This is a genomic window from Marinobacter algicola DG893 (assembly GCF_000170835.1).
Classification (GTDB): Bacteria; Pseudomonadota; Gammaproteobacteria; order Pseudomonadales; family Oleiphilaceae; genus Marinobacter; species Marinobacter algicola.
Genome location: NZ_ABCP01000002.1, coordinates 79,622 through 104,097 on the forward strand (window position 1 = coordinate 79,622; position 24,476 = coordinate 104,097).

The window sequence follows — 24,476 nt, forward strand, 5'->3', positions numbered from 1 at the left end:
CCGTTACGGTTTCCATTCACTGACGATCAAATCGAACAGTGCCCGCAATTCTGAACGTTCATAGTTTCGCACGCCGCATATCAGATTGAGGTTGGTGATCATCTCCGGATCATCAAAAATACGCACCCCTCCGCGGCTCTGTGATTGTTCCGCGAACTCCCGCTCCACAAGCCCAAACCCCATGCCGGATTTGACCATAACCACCGTGGAATACTCGTCGTCGGAACTGGTGGCCGCGTCGGAGAGGCTTGCCTGAGGGCCAAGCAGGTCCTTCATGAAATCAAAAAACGGGCAGTCCCGGTTGGGCCAGACCCAGGGCAGGCGCCGACGTGACTCGAAGTCGGCTGGTAGGGTGTCGAGCTCCGTATCCGCAGGGCCAACAACGGAAATACGCACTGGCGTGAGTGGCACCACCTTCAACCTCGGGTCCTCGCAGTTGCCATAGACATACCCCAGATCCAGCTCTTCCGAAAGCACTTGCTCGACAATCTGGGTTGACGCCCGGGTTTTCATTTCCAGGTTGAGGTGAGGGAGAGCGTCCGTCTTCCGGCGAAGCACTTCGTCTACACGAAGGTATTCAGGCGGAGAGTTCAGTCCAAGGCGGAGTGTTGCGTGGGGCACCGAACGCAAGGAAAGCGCAGTGTTACGTACATCTTCCACGGCGGTAAACACCTGGCGAACGGGCATGAGCAAGCGCTCGCCAGCCGCGGTCAGGGACATTCCCTGTTTACTGCGCTCGAACAGCAGAACCTCGAACTCTTCCTCAAGCTGGCGAAGGTGCTCGCTCACCGCAGACGGTGTCGAATGACGACGAGCGGCCGCGCGAGTCAGATTGGCCTCTTCAGCCACCAGAAGAAAAGACTTGAGCCTGTCCAGCTTTATGTTCATATTTTTCGAACACCGGGTTCAAATAATGTCGATGGACGACCTGGTACGGCGGGTCGAGAATGGTTTCATTGTAGTCATCGTTCATATTTAAAGGAAGATGAAAATGAAAGCCATCCTCGTCAATCAAACACTCAGACAAACACCATCGATTGCATGTGTTCCCTCAAAGAGCTCTTTCATGAGGCGAGCCATCGCTGCTATCAAACGCTATGCGGGACGTTGGAGTCGCCGGTACCAATTGAGGCAGTCGCTGTATGAAATGGACACCAGGCTGGTCGAAAAAGACATAGGGTTGCCTCACGGCAGTCTGGTAGAGGAAGCGCACAAGCCATTCTGGCGGGAGTAGTCGTCACGCTGAGCCTTGTTCACCAGGGCTCAGCGATGCGTCTTCCAGAACGGGCTGTGTGCCTCTCGTAGCAGCTGAGCTCTGGTTGTTCCGATGTCCCATGCCAAACGATCCAGCTCTCTCATGGGCATTCCCCGCAGGCGTCTTCTTAGGCGTGTGCGGGTTCTTTGGTTCTCAATATAGTGTTTGAGTGTGCGAAACAGGACTTTGTCGATGTTCATATTCCACCTCCGGTGCTTGATAAAATTCTATTGGACCGGTGTTGGCGGAACAGACACAGAAGGGTGCTATTGGGGGAGTACAGTTTTAAGATACAGTTGACGCCAGCGAAACGGGTGCTAACCTTCCGTAGGTGCCGGGCTCCCATATAATTCATTTTTCAACATGACTACTTGTTTCGTGGCCGACTCGTGAGGGATCACCTGAAATATTCTATTTCCCTAGTTCTCAGCCTGTGTCTCAGCCTGGCGTCGGCGCATGCTTCCATACGCTCGGAATATGAAGTCAAAGCGGCGTTCCTCTACAACTTCACACGTTTTATTACTTGGTCAAATGGAGCAACCGCTTCCGATCCTCTTGATGTGTGCATCTACGGCGATGACCCCTTCGGCAACCTGCTTGACCCCATGCAAGGTCGTAAATCCCAGGGCAGGGCGCTTCAGCTTCGATACCCCAACGTTCCGGCCGATATCGCGGGATGCGACGTACTTTATATAGGGCAGTCCCAGTCCAGAAATGTCGACGAACTGCTCGAAATGGCCGAGAGCCACGAAGGCATACTGACAGTGAGTGATTTGCCAGACTTCATTCGCAAGGGCGGGATTGTCGGTTACGTGAAGCAGGGTAATGTTATTCGCTTCGAAATCAGCCTGAAAGCCGCAATGAAAGCGGGCCTGACCATTAACTCCAGGCTTCTGGAACTGGCGGTGAGGGTCCTGAGATGATGGGGCGGTGGCGATACTGGCGACTGAAAACCAAACTGCTATTCCTTACGTTGTTCACCAGCGCACTTGGCATCACCCTGGTCTGCGCGAGCCTCATCTTTGTTGAGAACCAGAATTACCGGAAACAGCTTGAATCCGAGCTTCATGTCATCGCCGGCATCCTGGCGGAGCAGTCCGCTGCCGCCCTGGTGTTCGAGGACAACGAGCAGCTGAGCAGTATTATCACCAGCCTCAAGCGTATCGACACTATTCGGCAGGCCTGTGTCTACAACCAGCAAGGGGACGTGATGACGTCTCTTTCAGGCCGGCCACAGGGGCAATGCCCGTCGGTTGGTTCGTCGTTGGAAGTAGGGTTCGTCGGGGACGTCTATCAGTTACTGATGCCGGTCACACTGGACAACGAAGTGGTCGGGCAGCTTTTCCTCTCATCACACCTTGAAGTTTTGCGGGGCCATATCCGGACCTTTGTATCCGTAGCCTCCGGTATCGGGGCGGTGATCCTCATCGCGCTGGTATTCCTGGCGCTCAGGTTACAGAGAATCGTATCCGAACCCATTCTCAAGCTTTCGGAGACGGCCGAGCGCATCGCCCAGGATCACGACTATTCCATTCGTGCGCCGGTTTCCGGCACCGACGAACTCGGGCGCCTGGGTAACACCTTCAACGAGATGATCAGCACCATCCAGCAACAGAACCGCCGGATCCTGGAAAGCCGTGACAGCCTGGAGCGCATCGTCGAGGCCAGGACCTCCGAGCTGAGCATGGCCAACCGTGAACTGGAGGCGTTCAGTTACTCGGTCTCCCATGACCTCAGGCAGCCCCTGAGAGCCGTTGAAGGGTTTGGGCAAGCCCTGGAAGAGGATTGTGGCGATCAGTTGAATGAGATCGGTAAGGATTACCTGAAGCGAATCCGCGCGGCCAGTGTACGGATGGCGGGGCTGATCGATGGGTTGCTTGTTCTGTCCCGCGTCAGCCGACAGTCCATGGAAAATCAGACAATAGACTTGAGCCAGATGTTGGAAGAAATTGCGGAAGAACTGCAAGACATCAGCGATGATGTGCCAACGGAAATTCTCATACAGCCGGGTATGTGGGTTGTAGGCGACAGCCGAATGCTGCGTGTTGCCTTCCAGAACCTGATGGCGAACGCCTGGAAATACAGCGCCAAAGAAGAAAAACGAATTGTCGAAGTGTTGTCTCGAAGAGAAGGGCGCTGGGTTGCTATTGAGGTTCGTGATAACGGTGTCGGCTTCGATATGAGGTATATCGACAAACTGTTTGTGGCATTCAATCGACTTCATACGCCGTCGGAGTTCGGCGGCACAGGTATTGGCCTGGCGACTGTATACCGCGTGGTTCGCCGGCACCATGGCGATATTTCCGCTACGTCGCAACTGGGTGAGGGGGCAAGTTTTGTTGTGAAGTTGCCTGTTTCGGGAGATCAGGGCTAGACTGTAGTCAGATTCAACCTATTAATGCAATTCATTGAAAGGGCAAATAAAATCATGGATGGCCATTCAATCCTTGTGGTTGAAGACAACCCGGATGATCAGGTTCTGGCAGTGCGAGCCCTCAAGAGTGCGAGCGAAAACAGCCCTGTCATCGTAAAAGAAGACGGGCAGGAAGCCCTGGACTTCCTGTTTGGCAACGATGCCAGGCAGCCGTGTAAAGATCTGGATTCGCTCGGTCTTGTTTTGCTTGATGTGAAGCTTCCCAAGGTCAGTGGCCTGGAGGTCCTGAAAGGTATTCGGTCCTCGCCACTGACCAACTGGCTGCCAGTCGTTATGGTTACATCCTCTGATGAGCCGGCAGACCTGTTGAATGCATACCGTTTGGGTGCCAACAGCTTTATCACCAAGTCGATCAATTATCGGGAGTTTACGGAACAAATGAAGTTGCTTGCCCGCTATTGGCTTTTTGTCAATAAAGTGCCGAAGGCAGGTGCGGTTCGCTCGTTTTAAAAAGGTAAGGCCATTGACAGACACAGCCAGCCCTCTACGGATGTTGATCGTCGAAGATTCAGAAGACGATGCGCTGCTTCTACTGCGAGAGATGCGCAAAGGAGGCATAGCCCCCTATCATGAGTTGGTAGACAGCGAAGACCGTCTGTCCTATGCCCTTCGCCGGGGTAAGTGGGATATCGTCATTACCGACCACAACATGCCCGGCTTCTCTTCGTTCAGGGTATTGGAGCTGACCAAGAAGTACTGCAAGGACCTGCCAGTAATCATCGTATCCGGAACGATCGGCGAGGGCGTTGCCGTTACCGCCATGAAAGCCGGTGCGCAGGATTACATCATGAAGGACAACCTGTCCCGGTTGATTCCTGCCATTGATCGGGAAGTACGTGAAGGATTCATGCGCCAGGCCAAGCGTGTTGCCGAGAATGCCCTGGAGCATATGGCTTATCATGACAGCCTGACTGATCTTGTGAACCGCCGGGAATTCGAGCGGCGGCTGGTGCAGGCGCTCGAAGACACCCATAAAACCGGCCGTCATCATGTACTGCTCTATCTTGACCTTGACCAGTTCAAGATCATAAACGACACCTGTGGTCATGTGGCTGGGGATTACTTGCTTAAGCAGGTCGCCGCATTGCTGTCACTTCAAATTCGCTCTGATGATACCCTGGCTCGCCTCGGCGGCGACGAATTTGGAGTACTGCTGCGCGGTTGCGACGCGGTTCATGCACACAAGGTCGCTGAAAAGCTGTGTGAAGTGGTCCATGAGTTCCGCTTTGTTTGGCAGAACAAGCCGTTCTCGGTGTCGCTCAGCATCGGTATGGTTGTGATCAACGAAAACTACAACAGTGCCGGTGAGCTTCTGAGCCACGCCGACCTGGCCTGCTACGCCGCCAAGGATCGGGGACGCAATAACGTCCAGCTTTACGAAACCGATGACAGTGATATGCAGCAACGTCAGCGGGATATGAACTGGACCAGCCGAATTCAGCAGGCTCTGCAAAATAACAGTTTCTGCCTATGGCAGCAGGAAATGGTTGCCCTTCAGCCAGAAGCCAACGACGGTTATCGCACCGAATTTCTGGTCCGCCTGAACGAAGGGGATGACATCGTACCTCCAGGAGCCTTCATTCCTGCGGCGGAACGCTTCAACTTGATGACACGAGTTGATCGCAAGGTCATCGACCTGGCATTTGACTACCTTGATCGCACTGGGCTCGGGCGTGAGAGCACAGGAACGTTCTTTATTAATCTGTCTGGAAGCTCGTTTAACGAACCGGAACTGTTTCTGTACATCAGCCAGTTAGCGGAGCGGTACAAGCTGATTCCCGAGCGTATCTGCTTTGAAATTACTGAAACTTCCGCCATTGCCAATCTGAACGCGACTCAGAGGTTCATCAATTCCGCCAAAAGAAGAGGGTTCAAATTCGCGCTTGATGATTTCGGCGCGGGCATGAGTTCGTTCTCCTATCTGAAAGCCCTGCCAGTGGACTACCTGAAAATTGATGGTGGTTTCGTCCGCAACCTGCTGGACGACCCAATCGATTTGTCGATAGTCGATGCGTGCAACCGGATTGGCCACTCCGCAGGACTCAAAACGGTTGCCGAGTTCGTGGAGAACGACGAGGTGAGAGCCCGTCTGGTTGAACTGGGCCTCGACTTCGCCCAGGGATATGGAATTTCCATGCCTCGACCGCTGGAATAGATACCTCTCCGCCTTTGTTCACACTTCAATAATGGACGTAACCTCCAAAAGGATTATCAATGCTCGAAAATGGTGACTTGATATTACGCTACCTGGAGCGTTTGGGTGTCGAGTATGTGTTTGGCGTTCCTGGCGGGAGCATTGAACCATTTTATGATGCGTTGGCAAGAAGTGAACGCCGGGGAGGCATTCGGACCATTACTGCTCGTCATGAATCCGGAGCGGCCTTCATGGCAGAAGGGTATGCCCGCGAAACTGGAAAAATAGGCGTCTGTTGTTCAACTGCAGGTCCTGGTGCCACGAACCTGTTAACCGGTGTCGCATCAGCCTATGCGGACGGCATTCCCATTCTCGTCATAACGGCGCAAACAGGGCTGGACAAGTTTGGCCAGGGTTCGTTGCAGGAAACATCTTGCACAGGAATTCATACAGTCGAGATGTTTGCCAAATGTACGCGTTACAACACTCTGGTATCGCATCCTGCGCAACTTGAAACCAAATTGCTTCAGGCTGTAAGCCATGCTGTGAGTAATCAACCCGGGCCGGCACACCTTGCGATCCCCCTGGATGTAATGCGCCATCGGATTCCGGATAACGTAAAGGATCAGGCGCTCAATGCTTTTCTCAACCACGAAGTTGCTCCCAATCAGGCGTCCCTCCAGGCGCTGCTGGACGATTTAGAGTGCACCGATAAGGTCACGCTGGTGTTGGGTGAGGGCGCTACGGGGGCAAATGATATATTGGTAGCGTTGGCGGAATCACGTAATTGGCTACTCGTTACCACGCCGCGAGGAAAAGGGCTCGTAGATAGCTTTCATCCACTCTACAGGGGCGTATTCGGTTTCGCCGGCCACAATAGCGCGACCGACGCGTTAAAAGTGGAGAATGCGGATCGTGTCGTAGCCATCGGCACAGCCCTCGATGAAGTATCCACGTGTGGATGGGACCCGACCACCATACTGTCGGACCGCCTGATTCATATTTCCAGCAACCCTTCACATCTCAGCCGTTCAACAATGGCGAGGTTGGTAGTTCTGGGCTCCCCGAAACTCGTATTTGGAGCGATCGCGGATAAATTGATTGGTGACGCTACTGGAGAGTCCAGACAGCCAGCTACCAGCGATGCTCCCTTGCCGGAAAATACCCGTTTTGATGAACCTGAGGTTTGTCTTGAAAGATCGGGGCGCATTAAAGCCCAGGCACTGATGAATTTCATGAGTACGATATGCCCCCGGGATTCCCGAGTCCTTATGGATACCGGAAACAGCTTCCTGTGGGGGATTCATTACTGGAATGTTCGGCGCCCGAAAGGCATGCCAGCTGAAAGGAATCTGTTCAATATCGGGTTGGGGTTTGCTGCAATGGGCTGGGCGATCGGTAGTTCTATCGGGATGGCCGCAGCCAACCGGGACAAGCCGGTTGTTTGTTTTACGGGAGACGGCAGCTATCTGATGTCAGGTCAGGAATTGACGATTGCGCTCCAGGAAAACCTGAATGTATTGATGCTCGTTCTGAACGATGCTTCATTAGGCATGGTCAATCATGGACAGAAATTGAGCGGAGGGGAACGGGTCGCCACGCAACTACCAAGTGTGGATTTTGCCATGATGGCCAAAGCATTGGGTGTTGAGTCTCACACAGTACAGACCATGGAGCAGTTGATAGACCTGGACATACCCGAAATTCTGTCACGTCCCGGCCCTTGCCTTCTGGATATCATCGTCGATGGTGATCAGGTACCTCCATTAGGATCGAGAATGAAGGTGTTAACCGGCTCGATACCCAACGACAATTAACTTAGGGGAAATCGCGTGCCCTCAGATTACGTCTATCACTCTGATTTCTGGTTTGAAGAGCCGGAAGAGTCCAACCCGTTTGCCGCTAAGGCCAGCTACTGTCATGGCTATGATGTGTATGGCCAGGTGATCGCCAAGGCTGGTTGGTTCGAGTATTTACTATTGATGTTCAAGGGTGAACGGCCCCGGCCGGATGAAGCTGTGCTACTTGAGAAGCTTGCCCTGGTTCTTGCCAACCAAGGCCCCAAGGAAGCAAGCATTCGTGCGGCTATGAACGGCGGCGTGGCTGCCACTAACCATAGCTCCGCACTTATGTCAGCACTTGCTGTTGGGTCCGGTCTGTATGGCGGTTCCCAGGAATTGGAGATCTGTATCCGCTTATGGGAAGAATGTGGTCAGGACGTGGATCGCTGGAAATCAAGGCTGCAGGCCCCAGAGGAAGATGAAAGAGCCGACATATGGCCCGCGATAGAACATCCTCCAGGGTTTGATCCTAACGGTGATCAGATTCCAACCACGCTCCTGCAGTCGCTGGAACTTTTGGTGCAGTTCGCGCCGAAAGACGGAGCGTTGCACTGGCTGCAAAAACAACGCGGGGCCTTGGAGGAGTTCTTCGGATGCCCGATATCCATAACATCTGTTGCGGCGGCGGCGTTCGTTGATCTTGGTCTGGATCGCGACCAGGGTAGCATGCTTTATCTCATGCTTAGGCTGCCCGGTGCAGCGGTCCATGCGTTGGAACAACGTAAAATGGGATGGAAGAAATTCCCATTTTATAGCTCCGCCATTGAACTGGAAGATGATCCAGGGCCGTTTAAACAGCGAGACGAGGAGGGCGGACGATGAACCATGAGCAGCTACTTGAAACAGAAAGTCACTGGCTGACCCGTATCGGAAAAGCCTTTCTGACAGAACGTGTGGTTATGCATGGTAAGGATCTCCACCATGAACTGGATCACCTGGAATGGCTGCATCTATACCTGTACTGCATTCTTGGGAAAGACCCAGGAGAAAATGTCGCTAAGATGCTCAACTCTTATTGGGTTGGCACCAGCTATCCGGATCCATCTATCTGGCCCAATCACGTTGCGGCTTTGGCAGGCTCCGTTCGAACAACACCGTCTTTGGGTCTCATGGCGGGATTAAGTATTTCGGAAGCCTCTATATACGGCCGTCGGCCAGAGGTTAGAGCCCTTGATTTCTTCTACAGAGCAGGTAAATGGTGCGATGAGGGAGGAATGTTGGCGGACTTCGTTGACCACGAAAAATCCTTAGGGCGAATTCTTTATGGTTATGGGCGTCCGCTCGCGACAACAGATGAACGCATTGCGTTCACATTGGATAAAGCAAAAGAGTACGGCTTCTCTGAGGGACGCTACCTCAAGATGGCGTTTTCGGTCTACGAACACTTGAACACGACGTACGGATACTCGATGAATGTGGCAGCTGTGCACGCGGCGTTAGCTGCTGACATGGGGTTTAGTTGCGAGGAGTACCAACTTATCCTAACCCCTTGCTTCGTAGCAGGAATGGCTCCGTGTTTCCGGGATACCAAAAGTCGCCGCGAAGGTAGCTTCTTCCCGATCCGCTGTGAAAGTATCGTTTACCATGGCAGGGAAAAAAGGGACTGGGAAGGTTAGGCAGTCAGTGCCCGGCTAAAAGCTATAGGAGAGTTCACCGACTACAGTGCGCCCCGGCATGGGGAAGTCATTTGGAATGGGTGGGGCAGGGTCAGCAAACGGGCTGGGGTCTCTCACGTCCTCGTCGAAAACGTTACGAACGGATAGTGAAAGATCCAGCCCTTGCCATAGCCCCCGGGTACGAAGGGTCATATCGACGGTGGTGTAGTCCGATACGGGCTCTCTTTGGTCGCCAGCGGCCCTTTTTTGCTTGCCCACCCAGTTTACCTGTGAGCTCAGCAACCATTGTGGTGATACCGTCCAGTCAACTCGGGTGTAAATCTGATGATTAGGGGCTTCGCCAACCGATTGCCCGGTGCCTTCGTCTTTTGCCGTTTGATAAGCGTAGTTCGCTTGCAATGACAGGTCTTCGTACACCTGATACGTCAACTCGAGTTCGCCACCGTGCCCGGTACGTTGGCCCGCATTTCTATATTGCGTGGCAATGAGCCCTGACATTGGGACCGCGTTAATAAGATCATCAATTTCATAGTAGAACAGGTTAACCCCGTAGAGCAGTTGGGCTGTAATCTGATGAGAAACGCCTATCTCGAACGTGTCGATGGTTTCTGCGTCAAGCTCGTCGTTACCCATGAACACCGGGTTATTGGCGACATATAGCTCGTTCAGTGATGGGGCCCGAAACGCCCGACCATAGAGCAGCTTGGTCGTGATGTTATCGGTAGTTGCCCATATCAGGGCAGCTCTTGGGTTTAACGTGCTGCCGAAGTCAGAATAGTCGTCAAAACGAATGCCGCTGACCAATTGCCAGTTTTGTGCAAACTGCCATTCATCTTGAATGAACGCATAGTAGTTCGTGCGGTCTTCCTCAGGCATCCAGACTTCCGTTGGGTCATCAGACACATCCACTACACTGCCTTTGGGGCTGAAATCAGGGTTGAAGTTCTTGCGTTCAGTAACTTCATAAAGATCCGCCCACAAAGTACCAATCCCGGTGTGTATGCGGTGGTTTTCGAGGCCCCGATAAATAGCGTTCAGATCAAACCTAAACTGATTCTCTTTATAGCCGGGACTTCCAATCAGGCCCTCAGGGAAGTTTCCGTTAAACGCACCTGGTGGATAGAGAACGATGTCGTTCTCCGGATCCTGCGTTATATTGAAGTAAGAGACCCGTGCCTCGACATCAAGGCCTTCGGCCAGATCAGACCACCGATAACTGTAATCGGCATTCACACGTCGAGACGAGAACTGTCCTTCAGGATCCAACGCCTGCGCAACGCCTGGGCCGGTGCCGAGATTTCCTCTGTCCTGCAGGCCTGCCCGAAAAGTCCATCGCTGTCCGCTCAATTCGAATCGAGCATCTACTTGGTCGACACCTGTATTGACTGGGCCGGGGGCCAACGACGCTGACGTACCAAACGTTTCGTCGAAGTTGGTCTGCGCATCACGTTCTATGGTTTCATCCCAACCATCCGTCGTTTGATATTCCAGTACCAGGCTGAGCCCCATATCGCCGAATTGGTGGCCCGACTCCAACCAGGCTCCCTGTGTATCAAAGCTGCCAACTCTGCCACCGACGGTTTGGCCGTTGATCGATTGATGGTTCTTTGTAGTGATATTAATGACACCGGAGTAGGCATCGGCCCCATAAAGAGCCGAGCCTGGGCCCCGAATGACTTCAATTCTCTCAATGGCCTTCACGGGCATACCGCCCCAGGCGTTGCCACGGTTCCCATACATCATGGTCGTTGTAGGAATGCCGTTGATAAGAAGAAGCGCTTGGGCGTTATTGCTGGAAGTAATGCCCCGAAACACATATTTGGGCGAGAACGCCTGATCAGAGTGATTCACATGGAGCCCAGGCACTGTTTCAAGTACCTGGTCCAAGTCCGTGGCGCCCATGGCTGCAATATCGTCCGCATTAATGACCGAAGTGATTGCAGCGGCCTTATCGAGAGGTGTTTCGGTTCCAGAGGCGATTGAGACAACACGAATTTGACCAAGCTCTTCCAGGGGAATGTCCCAAAGGGAATCATCCGCGGCAACAACGATGGAAGAGGTTGAATAGCAAAGAACGGCGGCTACCACCCTCGAAACCACCTTGGGGCGTAAAGCTCTGCTTAGGGGCGATAGACGTTCCTGCATGCGCAATCTCAGCACTTTACTCTTAGCATTATTTGAAACGATTCAGTCAACGATTGCACTCCGAGACCTGCTACTGACAAACCTGGCGGTCACACTGCCAAGGATGGCACATTTCTTAGCCAAACAGCGATGAAAAATGCAAGCTGAATAGGAGTTTAGCTGCATTCATCGTATAAGCAAGTCTTAAACGGCATGGAACCTAACGATACGATCAAACCCGCATTATTTGGCAGGAGGAGGGGAGCAGGGCGCCGCCTTGGCGTCCCAGTTGACCAGTTTATCTTCCAGTATCTGCGCAGTTACTGGTGTGCTGTTCTCGGCGACCGCTTTTTCAATGATGGCTTGGTACCTCCCGTTGTTGCGCAACGTCACTAATCCATCATTGAACGCCTGCCTGAGGCCGGCTGACTCCGCGTTAAACAGCACGTGGTAAAACGCCTTCCGGAGTGGTTTGGGATGAAACGTCAGTTGATAAGCCTGGGAAGCAAACTGGTTTCTTATCATCGCTTCACCCACAACGGGGTCCATGGGAAACAAATCAATGCGACCAAGGAGCAGCTTCTTGAAATTAGCCGCGTCAGAAGTGGTGACGTCAGCGTCGACGAGACCACTCTCAATAACATCACTGAGTGTTTCGCCGTAACTGTAATCCTGTGTCAGACCAACTTTCTTTCCTTTCAACTCTACAAGGGCTTCCCAGTCAAAAGCCTCGGCAGCGCGGTGATAGAAAACGTATTGATAGGGCAGTAAAGGAGAAGAGAACAGGAAGTCACGGCTTCTTGATTCGGTGCAAGACCAGATCGCCGAGGCCTGATATTTTCCCGATTTGGTCATTGCCAGCGCCCGCGACCAGGGAAGAAATGCAAAATCTACGTCGACACCTTCGCTTTCAAAGGATTCACGAATAATCTGGGAGACAAAACCGCCACCAGGTAGATCTTCGCTCAGGTACGGCGGCCAGTGCCCGGTGCTGATTTTGATGGTGTTCGCTCCAAGCAACGTCGGACTAAACGACACAAATATCAGAATCATTAGGTGCTGTAGGTACTGAAAGTACCGGCATCTCTTTTGGCCTTTCATTTGTCCAAAATCCCGAAATTCCTGCGTTGGAGGATCCACATTTTATACCGTCATCAAACCTCGCAAACATGACAAAGCCATGTTTCTCGCAACATTATGTAAACGACAACCTGCGAAGAACCGTCACCAAGTGTTATAGAAACGTTATGTTTGGGGAGGAACCAAAGCCGGCACCTTTTGCTCTGATCCATTAATACAGATGGCTAATCCGATGAGAGGTTCCCATGACAAAATGGTTTATTGCGTTGCTTTTCTTACTGCCGTCGTTTGCCAGCGCCGCAGAGTGGACTAGTGGAACGAGTAAAACCGACGTTGTTGAGCTGTTTACCTCAGAGGGATGCAGCAGCTGTCCTCCCGCTGATCGTTGGCTGAGCTCTTTGAAGAGCAGCCCTGAGCTGTTCAAAGAATTCGTTCCAATGGCGTTCCACGTTGACTACTGGGATTACATCGGCTGGAAAGACCCGTTTGCAAAAGCTGCTTACAGCGAACGCCAGCGGAATTATGTGCGTGAAGGGCACGTTAGCCAGTCTTATACTCCGGGAATCGTTATCAACAACAAAGAATGGCGCCAATGGTTTCGAGGGCAACGAACCTGGACAGACGACACCAAACAGGTTGGGGTACTCAAGGCTAGCGTTAATGACAAACGCCGCTTTAAGGCGGAATTTGATGGCGAGAAGGCTGGCCAGTTGCATATAGCCATACTCGGTATGGGGTTAACAACATCCGTGAAAGCTGGAGAAAACCGCGGCCGGGAACTCACACACGATTTCGTGGTGTTGAAGTTAATAACAGTACCTGGAGAGAAAAGCTGGACCGTTACACTTCCAGAGTTCCCCGAAAAAGGGCAGAAACGAAATGCCATCGCGGCCTGGGTAACACCCAGCAATTCACAGACGATTCTGCAGGCAGTGGGTGGTTACGTCGATTAACGGCTAGCCGTAGTCGGTTTTTATCTTTCAGCCTGGTGATGGCTTTCTTTATAAAGCACACGAGCGAGATCTTCTGGCAAAGGCATTGGCGCAAACGGACTGACGTTCGCACGCCCGGTATTTCCAAGGGGAACCCATATGCGAGAAAACAACAATGCGGCGAACGTTCGAGTAAGCTGCCCAACGACTTCCCGCATGTCACGCGTACGCCAGCCGAGTTTGAGCATGCGAATGTGGGTCCTTGTGTGCGCCCAAGCATACTTCTGGCTCAGAATATGAGCTCGCTCAAGGTGGGCGAACGCCTTTGAAAAGTTACGCGACTCTTCAGCTTCGCACGCCGCGGTGAGTTCCACGTTATAAGCCTGTTTCAGTTCAGTTTTCATTTCAGAAATGCTCCCATTAAATCTGCGCCGTCAGTGGGTATCAAAAACCCTGTAGTAGCTGCAGAGTCAATGGTTTGAAGAAGGTGGCGTATGGGAAGAGAGGGGAATTTGACCGGGGCTGCTGTTTCTAACTTTAAAGAGCAACATACACCATTTAACATAATATACATTATGCGCAGTTGTGGTAGTGACTTTGAAACGGTATCGTCGTTTCGATTTGAGGTTTAGCACTTTAGACGTCCACACAAAGTACTTAAAACTTCAACACAAAGTACTTATATTCCACGCAAAGTGCTTAAAACTGCGTACCCCCTGTTTCTCGTAGGTTTGCGTCATTTGGTTGCCGCCGAAGATTAAGAATAAATGATCTGGGGTTTGCACAAAGCATGCAGTAAGTTGAATTGCCTTGCAGTGGCTCTCCTTAGCCACTTCTATGATGGTGAAAGTCTATAGCTTGGAACGCTTCGCCAATTCGTAGGTGACTTCGATCTCAGCCTGGAAGCAGGATTCAAGACTGGTCCTCGAGCTCCCATGCCGCCGTTCGTGGATGACGTTAAAGAGACGCAGCACACGTACGAGCATTGCTCTAGCGCTAACCTATACAGTCCGCTGATGTATGCAGTGATTATCTGGTTGGCATCGATTCCGACTCAATAGCAAGAAAATCGATTTAGTATTTCGAGTTACTAAACGCTACTAATGTCCTTTTGAATAAGTCGGTAACAGCTGCAACGTTATGTTATTGAGTTGAAATATGGGAACCTCGACAAGGAAAATAGCGCTTTCGATCAAGGCCACATCTTGCTGTCTGTAAATGCCTCGTTATCGATAGCGTAGATAAACTGATCATGAAATGGCCTATTTCCCCTATGACAGCAATAAATCCGTTAAAATATTATTACGGATTTTATCTTTACCCTCTCCTAGCATCCGAGCGGCTTACCAGGAGCTTAATCGATGAGCAAAACCGGCCAAGCACGCGTACTCACGCCCGATCAATTCGCCCACCTTTTGAGGGTTATTCAAGAACATCGCTACCCGGAAAAGAACACAGCGCTGGTTCAGATCAGCTTCAAGCTCGGACTGCGAGTCCAGGAAATCGCACTTCTCCAAATCAAGGACGTCGCCGAGCTCGGTCCTGAAAGTTCTCGTCAGCGCTCTTTCAAACTTAAAGAAATTCTGGCGTTGCCTGCGGCTTACACTAAAGGTGCCGATGCGTTGAAGCGATCCAAATCTACCTACCAGCGGCGCCGAATCAGTTTTAGTGTTCACGATTTCCACCAGCTTGTTCAGCAAATCGAAACCTTGGCCAAGGTCGGCGCCGAGATCCAACCTGAGGATTTTTATCCTGAGGTCAAAAAACATCGTGGAAAATCGCGCGATCTTCCAATGAATGACGTTGCGCTGAGAACGGCTATGGAGAATCACCTTGCGATCCGCTTAGAGGCGTACCCTTCGTCGAAAAAGACGGATCCTTTATTCCTGACTCAAAAAGGAGGCCCCTACTCTCCTAACACTCTCCAAGAACATCTAGCTTTAATGCAGAGGCAATGGGCTGATATTGAACGGGCCAGCTCACACAGTGGCCGACGAACTTTGATGACCAGCATTATTCACGAACAGAAAAGATCGGTTAAGATTGCTCAGAAGATAGCTGGTCACGTATCTCCGTCAACAACTCTCATCTATGACGAGCCACCGGAAGAATCAATTAAAGAAGCGCTTGAAGGTGCTGGCTATCTCTATTCCGGTGAACAAAATAGGAGCGACTGGTAATGTACAAGTCGATGGGGCAAATACTCAAAGGCGCCTCAAAATGTCGGGAGGGCGCTTATCTTCCCCTGTATAGATTCACCCTTATATATTCAGTGAAGAACCCCCCCCTTACTCCATGACGATATAAATTTTCTTGAATCAAGCCACTGGACCAAATCTTGGTTTTCGGGGGTGGTTTCTAATCTCGGCGAATTATACCCAGTTTTTATTTCAGAAAATGGTTTCGGTAGCTCTGCTAGCACGTTACGCACTTCGTCATCAGTCAACAGAGCGTGGTAGTGATTGAAGATTGAGATTTGCGTTGCAATTGGTGTGGAATGCTTTATTAGGGATTGCGCAGCAGTACCAGTAAGGTTGGATAATTTAGCGTCACTTTTGCTGATAATAGAGCCAATAAGAGCTGAACGTTCGGGAGCTCCCTCAAGCGCGTCTAAGTCCATCAATTCAATAGTTTTTAGCTTAGATGCATCATCAATGTCTGTCCTAAGAAGCTCCTCTCGAAAGTTATCATCGAGGGCAAAGCTCTCTGAATCGGCTAAGTATTTCTCGATGTTGGTAGATACGAATCGCACCTGCAATTCTTCCTTGTCAGCAAGAGCGTCAAAGTTTGCTCTGTTAAATAAAACTTTTCCCTCATCGATGAGAATTTTAATTTTTGAGGAATCCAGGCCTTCCGGGAGTGTCCTTACTGCCCTTGGCAAAGCGCGAATATACTCTTTGTATGCTACATCAGAGAGAGAACCAGTCTGGAACAAAAAGAGACGCAAATCGACTGAATCCGAGTCACTAGGTATGGGTTGCTCCAGAATAGCTTCGCGGATTCTTTCTTGATTAAGATAAACAATTAAACTTTCCGCCTCGAATCCTTCACCTTGCATGAACGCTTGGCAGTTTTCCCAAGTTGGCTGGATCACAGCTTCATTAAACAACATTGAATGCAATTCCTCAGGTACATCCGCCAACGAAGGAAGCTGAGTCGTCTGCCGCCCAAGAAAACTTCGGAGATCATCGTGATCCACTTCATTGTGGCGCACAACTGCAAGAATAGCGGCGGCATCTTCCTTCGAATTCGCAGGGAGCTCTACGAGAATATCACGTAGGTACCGGTCGAAATCCCGTTCGATTCTTTTTAACAAGGTTTCGTTATTAACCGAACGTATGGTCGTGAAGTTCCTTTCACGAAGTGGCTCAAGGTTGTCTTCGCCCAGAATCGCTTGATAAACAAACTCAAGATTCGCGATTGTGAGTTTGAAGAGTCCCTCCTCGACCATGAAGCGTACGATCTCAGAGTAATCTTTGATTGCAGCCAGGTCTTTGATCTCAAGGTCAAGGCAAGCAAGGCGTTTCGGTTCCAGTTCCGGTGAATTCGCCAAAATCTCAGGAAGGTTAGCCGAAACAAATTCTGGTAACTCGTGAAAATCGCCTGCGAGTTTCTTAAGCGACTCTTCCGGTAATTTCGAAACCAACTGAGTGACATGAGAGATACTTTCAGGACTCGCTATTACAGCTGGTATTAGGCGTCTCCAAGATTCAGCCAGTCCCGAAAGAAGCTCTTCCACGTAGCAGCCGCTAGTATAATAGGCATCGAAAAAGTCCTTGGCCGCCTCAAAGTCTGTTGAGAGATACTCGAAAAGCTTCCTCTTTTGGCCGATATACCGGCTATGGTCACTCAGCAGACTATCGACAAGGTTGACATTCAAAACAAAGTTTTGACGGAAATCTTCGTCTCGCATCGCTGCAATGACTTCTTTTGGATTATCGATCGGAAATCCCGGATCAGGTTGGACGAATGCCCGTATCTGGATAAGAAACTTATTGTCATTGGGCGACAACCGGCCTGAGTGAAACAGTGAAGTGTATTGGTAGTAGGTATCATCGAGATAGCCCTCCAGAATCAGAAAACGGGCAAGCTCTCCGTTCTCACCGAAGCTTTCTAAAAGATCCTGCACGCGATCAGCATTCAAACGCAAAAGCTCATTAAGCTTAGTCATGCGAAGCGCTGGGATCTTTGATCTTAGTTCCCGAATTTCGCGTAGGATCTTGTCCTTACTATCAGCCGCCTTGACTTCAATCTCCTCCTTTCGTTGGTGATAGGTTTTCTGAGAGTTCACCTCTCTTTGCAAATTAGAAACATTTACCGGGTTTTGTTGGTTATTAACGACTCGGCATAAAAGATGGGGGGCCTCTATGAGTTGATCAAACCTTTCGTGGCCAACCAATTCTTTCAGCGGTATCCATGGTCCGTCGCTGCGAACGCTGGTGATGTTTGCTGGAAGCCGCTCAATAAGGGCCATAGTGTAAATTCGCTGTAGTTCTCTTAGATCCGATGGCGTTTGGCGCTCGGCTAGTTCAAGCTTCTTTTCAAGCTCCGCGATCTCTGTCTTGTAAGTTGCTTCACCATGCCTAATAAGCTCGTCTTGAAGGTTCAATATTTCAGCAAGAGTACCGGCGCCGCGGTGCAGTTGTTCAAAATCCCTTGGATAAACGTTCTTGTAAATCAAGATTGCAAGAAGCTTATTCGCGTCGAGCAGGTTTTCACCATCTATTTCCAAATTAGCAACATAAATGGCGTACTCATTAAAAATGTTCTGAATTAATCTCAGATCGTTAAGGTATCGAGAGACCTCTCTCAGAAACTGTTGATTGAGACGCTGGTCTAGCTCAAGTCTCCTTCCCTGCTTCAATACCATGTCGATCGAATTCGATGTATTTATGATTGGTATGACCGGGATGATAAATTCGAAGAATTTGGTTCGATCAGTGTTGATAAACATGTCATCGCGTAGAGCGTAGAGAAACCTAATGGTACGTTTTACGCCTGCATTCTCGTTCACGAGGCTATTAATTTCGCGCAGCGTCACGAAAATTTCGGCATCTTCGAATCGATCAATATCTTCTATAACGACCAGGTCGTAATTGGTTGATTGGAAGAAGTAGATTATTTCGTCTAGGTGACGATTTAATATGGATGCTTGGTCATCATGTGCAGGCTTTAACTCAACGTCCTTCAACGAAATACCCCTGAGTGACAAACCTAAGCTCGCGACATAAAAGTGATGCAGTGTTACCCACAGGAATATGAAAGCGAATAGAAAGCTTCCCAGGTTGAACCAATTGCTGAAAGAAAACGGCCAGTTGGTGATAGAGAGATCATTGAAAAAGGAGCCGCTGACGAAATATTCCCGCTGATTAAAGACGTACCACAGAGCGACCACACCCAGCACTATGAAAAACGATTTCAAAAACGACCAAAAACCCGGCGACTGAATTCTTTTGAACCGCGATAGTGGGAGCTTGTTGGCATCAGCACCATACAACATCTGTTGCAGGATACTTCTCTCAATCTCTTGGCGGCCCACCTTGTCGCTTCCCGAGTCGGCTTCCGGAACGAACGCAGCGAGAGAAATACGGAGCGCAGGCCGCGGATACTTTCTCAAGAATGATTGGATGATACTGCTCTTTCCCGATCCGTAAGGCCCCGTCAATGCAATGTTGGAGACCTTCGGATTGTTCGTCGCAAACAGAATCGCCTCGGAATATACGCCGGACTCGTCAGCCTTATCAGTTGGCGCGAGGTCAACGAACTTTGATTGCATCTCGGCGGAGCGGTATTTGCTTTCCAGGCAAGACACTATTCCATAGAGGCCGTCGGCAAGCTGGCGAGTTAGGGAGATCACTGTTTCTATCATACGGTCCTAGCTTAATCTTCAAGATACGAAAATAGACGAAGAGCTGACGTGCATATAAATACTGTTTCCTTGGCAATTTTGCTCGTTGAAAGCTGGATGCCGGAGCCGAACCCTCGGCAATTTATTGAATAGATCCGCAAGTCCCTTCAGAATTTCTCCATGTTCAGGAAGCCTTGGATACCGGTATGGAGGTTCTGGTCGAAGAGCGCTGAGTGCAGCTAGAGTGTAGTAGGCCACAATCGGTGGATTGATTTTGATTTCGCTGATCATACTCCCTCCTTAGAGTTCTACTTGAATGGCCTTGTCGCTGATGCATTCAAGCAGCGTAATTTCCGCTGTCATTTTCCCCAAAACCTTCGCTGTAAACCGGGCTTAGGGTGGTTTAAAGTAGGCCATTAATGAGACCTGACAGATAAGGTCTCAAGGGCTTGGCAGCTGCGGTCTTTAGATGGTTGCCTCCGATTCACCCCTAAAGACTTTTGATAGGCTTGCTCGTCGCCCATTACTCCAAAGCGAAGATGTCATCATCTTAGCTACCATATCGAATGATGTCTGTTGCATAAGCTAATAGTTTGAGCTTTCAAAGCTTTTCCAAATGAAAAAGACAGTAGCCGATATTCAATATATGAGCTGACTTATTAGGGCTAATTTGGCCGGATGCGCTTCCCGAGCGAAACGCAACAAAATGGAGCCGGCAGCCCAGGATCTAGACAGTTTCGGGAACTCGAAAGCAGATCTATTGATCAGTGAAAATCCACGCCTTCCAAAAAATGTGCCCCGTCGAACGTTAGCACATTCGTGTACACCTCTGTGGATTCGACGCTCCGATGCCCGAGGAGTTGGCTCACAAACTTCAGCGGCCGTCCGTGCAGCAGTAGATGCACCGCGAAGCTGTGCCGGAATGTGTGGCACCCGATCTTGAACGGCGGATCTCCCCCCACCTGCTCAATCAGCCTGTCGATATTTGCGCTGACCGCCTGGCGCGTGATCGGAAAGATCCGCTCGTCCTTCCGAAACTTCCCCATCCACAGATAGCTCTGAATCCGGGTCTGAAAGTCTCTATCCAGAATTGGGATAAACCGCTTGGGCGAGCGTTGCAGGCTGCGTTTGCTCGGCCGCCCTGCCCCTTGTTTGAGCGTCTTGAGGATCACCCCGAAGTCGTAGCCGTCGTCGTGGAAACTCGCCGACGTGATCGCCAGCACCTCGGAGACCCGCGCGCCGGTGCACCACATCAGATCCAGGATCAGCCGGTGCATGGGGTGGGTCTCGGCCTCCAGCAGCGTCAGCACCTCGGGCTTGAGGAGGTACTTGGGCATGGTGTCGAGGGTCTCCAGCAAGAGCGGCCGCTTGTCGATGAGCCGGTCCCAATCGATGGTGACTTCCTGGATCGGGAACGAGACCAGCGGACGCTCCTGGAAGCCGAGCGAGCGGGTGTTTCGAGACGGGCGCGGAAATGACCGCGCGCTGGTGATGGATTTTGACATTTCCCCTCCGGGGTTCTGTCAATTTTGAAGTGGAATTAAAGGCCCGGCCAAGCGCCCTCTTTCGGTCTCCTAAGTATGGCAACCAACGGGAAAACCGCAATAAACGGGAGTCGGTTGACGAACTACTAATCACTGTATTCTTGATCGTATTTTGACCAATCACTGAAAGTGGGCTAAATAAATTCAAGACGGAACGGATATGACCATCGGTTTAGGAGGCACCATGTTGATCATTATCCATGGATGGAGCGACGGGGCCTCATCGTTCAAGTCACTCGCCCGAAAACTGACATCACCTGGACCGGATCGACTCTACTCATCGGAAATCCGCCATCTAAGGCTCGCCGACTACATATCTTTAGACGACGAGATTGGTTATGACGATCTAGTTGAGGCTATGCAGAGAGCCTGGATAAAGGAGGAGCTTCCGACAGCTCCTCGCAGTGTTGATGTGATTATACACAGCACTGGAGGCTTGGTGGTTCGTCACTGGCTGACCAACTATTTCAAACCTAGGACCTCACCTATCAAAAGGCTGTTGATGTTGGCACCGGCCAATTTTGGCTCTCCCCTCGCTCATACCGGGAGAAGCTTGATTGGGCGTGCAGTTAAAGGCTGGAAAGGTACTCGTCTATTCGAAACCGGAACCAAGATTTTGAAAGGTCTTGAAATTGCAAGCCCGTACTCTTGGAGTCTTGCAGAAAAGGACATATTCGCCGAGGAACAATACTATGGTCCTGGACGTATTCTCTGTACCGTTTTGGTCGGCAATATTGGATACAATGGAATATCTGCGCTTGCCAACAAACCGGGAACCGACGGAACTGTAAGGGTCTCCACCGCAAATTTGAACGCAACGAAGCTCGACCTCGATTTCACTCTGGCTCAAGAGTCGGTCGCTATCACTGGGCGTCGGGACCACGGATCTACTGCGTTCGGGATTGCCGATCAAGAGGACCACAGCTCAATTGCGGCAAAGGACGGAGGACCCCATAGGAGATCGATCTGGAAACTCATCCGGGAAGCTTTAAAAGTTGAGGATAGCGATTTTTCCAAGTGGCAAGACACGCTCACAAAGCACAACCAAGAAGTAACTCAGAAGGCGGAAAGACGACGAGGCACTCACCATGACAGTTACCAGAACACTGTAATTAGAGTTATTGATAATCAAGGTTCCTCTGTTCAAGACTATGTTATTGAGTTTTTTGTTAACGATGACAGTGGTCGACGTAACCGCCACAGAACAAGACTACTCCAAGAAAACGTGGTGGCCAACGTACACGCCTGGTGTGACGATGCCTCATACCGAAGCTTTCTTGTCAATTGCACTGAACTTTCCAAGATTTTAGACAAAGAATCAGACGATCTAAACATCAGTATTACTGCCTCACCAGATATTATGAATAGGCCTGTCGGGTACAGAACTTACACCGATGAAGACATCTCGACTCTGTGCTTAGACCAAAACGCACTGAGGGATTTATTTAAACCTAATCGAACGCTTTTGATTACGATGAAAATTAAACGCTATCAGAAAGATAACGTTTTCCAGTTTAAATCTATAAATTAGAAAATACTGGGTTTTTAATTATTTGCGAATTAATTTAGAGCATACATGAGTAGTTACATAGGTCGAATACCATGTCCATAGTGGACTTACCCCGATACACATGACACACCCCAGCCTCAAACGGAGGCCATTTCAAAGGCCTCTGGGCTGACGCCACCCAGATGGGTATGACGCCGAATTCGGTTATAGAACACTTCGATGTAGTCGAACACATCCGCCTTGGCCAGGTCACGGGTTTTGTAGATCCGCTTCCGGATACGCTCCTTTTTCAGGCTGCTGAAGAAGGATTCCGCGACGGCATTATCCCAACAATTGCCCCGACGGCTCATGCTCGGGTCTAGATTGTGGGCACGGCAGAACCGGTGCCAGTCATCACTGCCGTACTGGGAGCCTTGGTCGGAATGCACCAGCACGGTAGCTTTCGGGCGTCGACGCCAGACCGCCATCAGCAGTGCATCCACCACCAGGCTGCGGTGCAGCGTGGGTTTCATGGACCAGCCCACCACACGACGCGAGAACAGATCGACCACCACCGCCAGATACAGCCACCCCTGCCAGGTTCGCAAATAGGTGATATCGGTGACCCAGGACTTGTCCGGGCGGTCCACCGTAAACTCACGTTGAAGCTTGTTCGGGGTCAGGATTGACGGTCGTCCGGCAATCACCCTTGGCGCTTTATAGCCTCGCAGCGCTTTGATTTTATGCTCTTTCATCAACCGGGCGACCCGGTTCTTGCCGCAGGTTTCACCGGCTTCCCGAAGGTCCAGAAACACGCGTGGAGCACCGTAGACACCAGAGCTTCCCTGATACGACGCCAGGATCTGCGCCAGCAGCCGCTGGTTATCGATAGCTCGGTCAGATAATGGCTTATGCAGCCATTGATAAAACCCGCTGCGAGCCACCTGGAGCACGCGACACATGGTCTTCGTATTGAATTCGTGTCGGTGATCGTTGATGAACCGATACTTTACTCGGGCTCTCTGGCAAAGTACCGAGCGGCCTTTTTTAGGATATCCCGCTCCTCTTCAATCCGGCGCATCTGGGCCCGTAGCCTTAGAATCTCGCTCTTGGCTTCGACCAATTCGGCAGCCTGTTCGTCAGACTTATCCGGTTTCACGGCCTTAACCCATTTGTAGAGGCTGTGAGTCGATACTCCCAGTCGTTGCGACACTTCGGCGACGGTATAGCCCCGCTCCAGCACTTGTCGGACCGCTTCGTCCTTGAATTCAGGGGGGTAACGTTGGCTGCTCATGGCAATTCCTCCTATGCTCTAATCATAGGCTAGGCGTGTCCACTGCACCGGGGTAAGTCCAATCATAGGCTAGGCGTGTCCACTGCACCGGGGTAAGTCCATAGGCGCTTCCAAACCGTCCGTGGAAACGGGGTAGAACCCGGCGACCTTTTTTGCAATCAAAGAGGTTCCAATGCTTAACAATAAAAACCTTGATCTCTCGATCATTCTATCGCTGCTATTTTTCCTTTCAGCAACATCACACGCACAAGAAAAAATAACTTTCAAAGGCTTAAAGTTTGGCATGAATGCAGAGGAAATTACTTCTGTTACAGGTGGCCCTTCGAGACATGGCAAGAAAGCTCAGTCTATGGGTCTTAGTCTAGGATGTCTTGCAGCAATCAGCAGTGACTGGACATACGGTGGTATTGATGGCTGGACCGCACACTGCACGGAACAGTTCAAGAATCAGCCACCTAATTTCGATGGTCTATTCAAGCTGGAGGCATCCGTTATTGTGAAGGGTTCGAAACTCTCAAAACTCCTCGGCGAAACCGCGCATGCGTATTCCATTGACGATCTAATCAGTATCTACTCGAACGTTTATGGTCAGTTCCAAGTGACGGATAATCGAGCAGAGAGCGGCGTCCCAGGAAAGACGGCTACTGCGGCCAAGGGAGAAGCAACAATTATGATTCATGAGCTAAAAGCTGGCACAGAGGACCATACAATCGCAATTGTAATTATCAGTGATGACTATCTAGCAAGAAAAGAAAACTGGGATAAAAAGAAACTCGATGAAACTTTGACCCACGATAGTCAGCGTATGGAGAGTGCTAGATCCGATTTTTAGCCACGCATCGACAAATTCGAAGAGGCTCGCTCGAATTTACGTCTGCTCGAAAT

General features: G+C 50.7%; 19 protein-coding genes. 12 read left to right on the top strand and 7 right to left on the bottom strand.

The window, feature by feature from the left end:
- Positions 1 to 3 precede the first annotated feature (3 nt).
- Positions 4 to 888: a LysR family transcriptional regulator gene (locus MDG893_RS20415; RefSeq protein WP_007152164.1), complete on the bottom strand. Its 885-nt coding sequence runs from the start codon at positions 886 to 888 to the stop codon at positions 4 to 6.
- A gap of 178 nt (positions 889 to 1,066) precedes the next feature.
- Between MDG893_RS20415 and MDG893_RS02630 the strand changes: the two genes are divergently transcribed.
- The 8 genes from MDG893_RS02630 (at position 1,067) to MDG893_RS02670 (ending at position 9,280) form a co-directional block, all read left to right on the top strand.
- Entirely contained in the window at positions 1,067 to 1,234 is a 168-nt protein-coding gene (locus MDG893_RS02630; protein WP_156105500.1) for a DUF1127 domain-containing protein, read from the top strand.
- A gap of 410 nt (positions 1,235 to 1,644) precedes the next feature.
- Positions 1,645 to 2,178: a YfiR family protein gene (locus MDG893_RS20595; RefSeq protein ID WP_157132739.1), complete on the top strand. Its 534-nt coding sequence runs from the start codon at positions 1,645 to 1,647 to the stop codon at positions 2,176 to 2,178.
- Positions 2,175 to 3,629 (top strand): ATP-binding protein, encoded by a 1,455-nt coding sequence (locus tag MDG893_RS20420; RefSeq protein ID WP_007152169.1) that lies wholly within the window; start codon positions 2,175 to 2,177, stop codon positions 3,627 to 3,629. Before MDG893_RS20595 ends, MDG893_RS20420 begins: the two co-directional genes overlap by 4 nt.
- Before the next feature lie 54 nt (positions 3,630 to 3,683).
- Entirely contained in the window at positions 3,684 to 4,139 is a 456-nt protein-coding gene (locus tag MDG893_RS02650) for a response regulator (protein WP_040474253.1), read from the top strand.
- Positions 4,140 to 4,152: 13 nt separating this feature from the next.
- On the top strand, positions 4,153 to 5,844 hold the full coding sequence (locus MDG893_RS02655; RefSeq protein ID WP_198324855.1) for an EAL domain-containing protein: 1,692 nt from the start codon (positions 4,153 to 4,155) through the stop codon (positions 5,842 to 5,844).
- 59 nt (positions 5,845 to 5,903) lie between these two features.
- Positions 5,904 to 7,640, top strand: coding sequence for a thiamine pyrophosphate-binding protein (locus MDG893_RS02660; RefSeq protein WP_007152172.1), 1,737 nt, complete (start codon positions 5,904 to 5,906; stop codon positions 7,638 to 7,640).
- Positions 7,641 to 7,655: 15 nt separating this feature from the next.
- On the top strand, positions 7,656 to 8,486 hold the full coding sequence (locus MDG893_RS02665) for a citryl-CoA lyase (protein WP_007152173.1): 831 nt from the start codon (positions 7,656 to 7,658) through the stop codon (positions 8,484 to 8,486).
- A complete protein-coding gene (locus MDG893_RS02670) occupies positions 8,483 to 9,280 on the top strand; it encodes a citrate synthase family protein (protein ID WP_007152174.1) in 798 nt (265 codons plus the stop codon). Before MDG893_RS02665 ends, MDG893_RS02670 begins: the two co-directional genes overlap by 4 nt.
- A 15-nt stretch (positions 9,281 to 9,295) precedes the next feature.
- Here the strand turns inward: MDG893_RS02670 and MDG893_RS02675 are convergent, their stop codons facing one another.
- Both MDG893_RS02675 and MDG893_RS02680 read right to left on the bottom strand, forming a co-directional pair.
- Positions 9,296 to 11,425, bottom strand: coding sequence for a TonB-dependent receptor plug domain-containing protein (locus MDG893_RS02675; protein ID WP_083797651.1), 2,130 nt, complete (start codon positions 11,423 to 11,425; stop codon positions 9,296 to 9,298).
- A gap of 222 nt (positions 11,426 to 11,647) precedes the next feature.
- The gene (locus tag MDG893_RS02680) at positions 11,648 to 12,505 is read right to left on the bottom strand and encodes a substrate-binding periplasmic protein (RefSeq protein ID WP_244264378.1); all 858 of its coding nucleotides are present in this window, start codon (positions 12,503 to 12,505) and stop codon (positions 11,648 to 11,650) included.
- 224 nt (positions 12,506 to 12,729) lie between these two features.
- On the opposite strand from MDG893_RS02680, the gene MDG893_RS02685 reads away from it, so the two are divergent.
- On the top strand, positions 12,730 to 13,437 hold the full coding sequence (locus tag MDG893_RS02685) for a DUF1223 domain-containing protein (protein WP_007152177.1): 708 nt from the start codon (positions 12,730 to 12,732) through the stop codon (positions 13,435 to 13,437).
- A 20-nt stretch (positions 13,438 to 13,457) separates the two neighbouring features.
- Here MDG893_RS02685 and MDG893_RS02690 read toward each other — a convergent pair whose 3' ends face one another.
- Positions 13,458 to 13,820 (bottom strand): DUF3703 domain-containing protein, encoded by a 363-nt coding sequence (locus tag MDG893_RS02690; RefSeq protein WP_007152178.1) that lies wholly within the window; start codon positions 13,818 to 13,820, stop codon positions 13,458 to 13,460.
- Positions 13,821 to 14,777: 957 nt separating this feature from the next.
- Between MDG893_RS02690 and MDG893_RS02695 the strand changes: the two genes are divergently transcribed.
- A complete protein-coding gene (locus MDG893_RS02695; RefSeq protein WP_007152179.1) occupies positions 14,778 to 15,596 on the top strand; it encodes a site-specific integrase in 819 nt (272 codons plus the stop codon).
- A gap of 89 nt (positions 15,597 to 15,685) precedes the next feature.
- Here the strand turns inward: MDG893_RS02695 and MDG893_RS02700 are convergent, their stop codons facing one another.
- Both MDG893_RS02700 and MDG893_RS02705 read right to left on the bottom strand, forming a co-directional pair.
- Entirely contained in the window at positions 15,686 to 19,285 is a 3,600-nt protein-coding gene (locus MDG893_RS02700; RefSeq protein WP_007152180.1) for a YobI family P-loop NTPase, read from the bottom strand.
- A 743-nt stretch (positions 19,286 to 20,028) separates the two neighbouring features.
- Positions 20,029 to 20,769 (bottom strand): tyrosine-type recombinase/integrase, encoded by a 741-nt coding sequence (locus tag MDG893_RS02705; RefSeq protein WP_007152181.1) that lies wholly within the window; start codon positions 20,767 to 20,769, stop codon positions 20,029 to 20,031.
- A gap of 223 nt (positions 20,770 to 20,992) precedes the next feature.
- Between MDG893_RS02705 and MDG893_RS02710 the strand changes: the two genes are divergently transcribed.
- Entirely contained in the window at positions 20,993 to 22,339 is a 1,347-nt protein-coding gene (locus MDG893_RS02710) for an esterase/lipase family protein (RefSeq protein WP_040474255.1), read from the top strand.
- A 116-nt stretch (positions 22,340 to 22,455) separates the two neighbouring features.
- Here MDG893_RS02710 and MDG893_RS02715 read toward each other — a convergent pair.
- Positions 22,456 to 23,591, bottom strand: a protein-coding gene (locus tag MDG893_RS02715; protein WP_425268447.1) for an IS3 family transposase whose coding sequence is annotated in 2 segments (ribosomal slippage) — positions 22,456 to 23,339 and positions 23,339 to 23,591 — 1,137 coding nt in all. Because the reading frame shifts where the segments join, the coding sequence is not laid out codon by codon here.
- Positions 23,592 to 23,763: 172 nt separating this feature from the next.
- Here MDG893_RS02715 and MDG893_RS02725 point away from each other — a divergent pair.
- A complete protein-coding gene (locus tag MDG893_RS02725; protein WP_007152185.1) occupies positions 23,764 to 24,423 on the top strand; it encodes a hypothetical protein in 660 nt (219 codons plus the stop codon).
- The last annotated feature ends 53 nt before the right edge of the window (positions 24,424 to 24,476 follow it).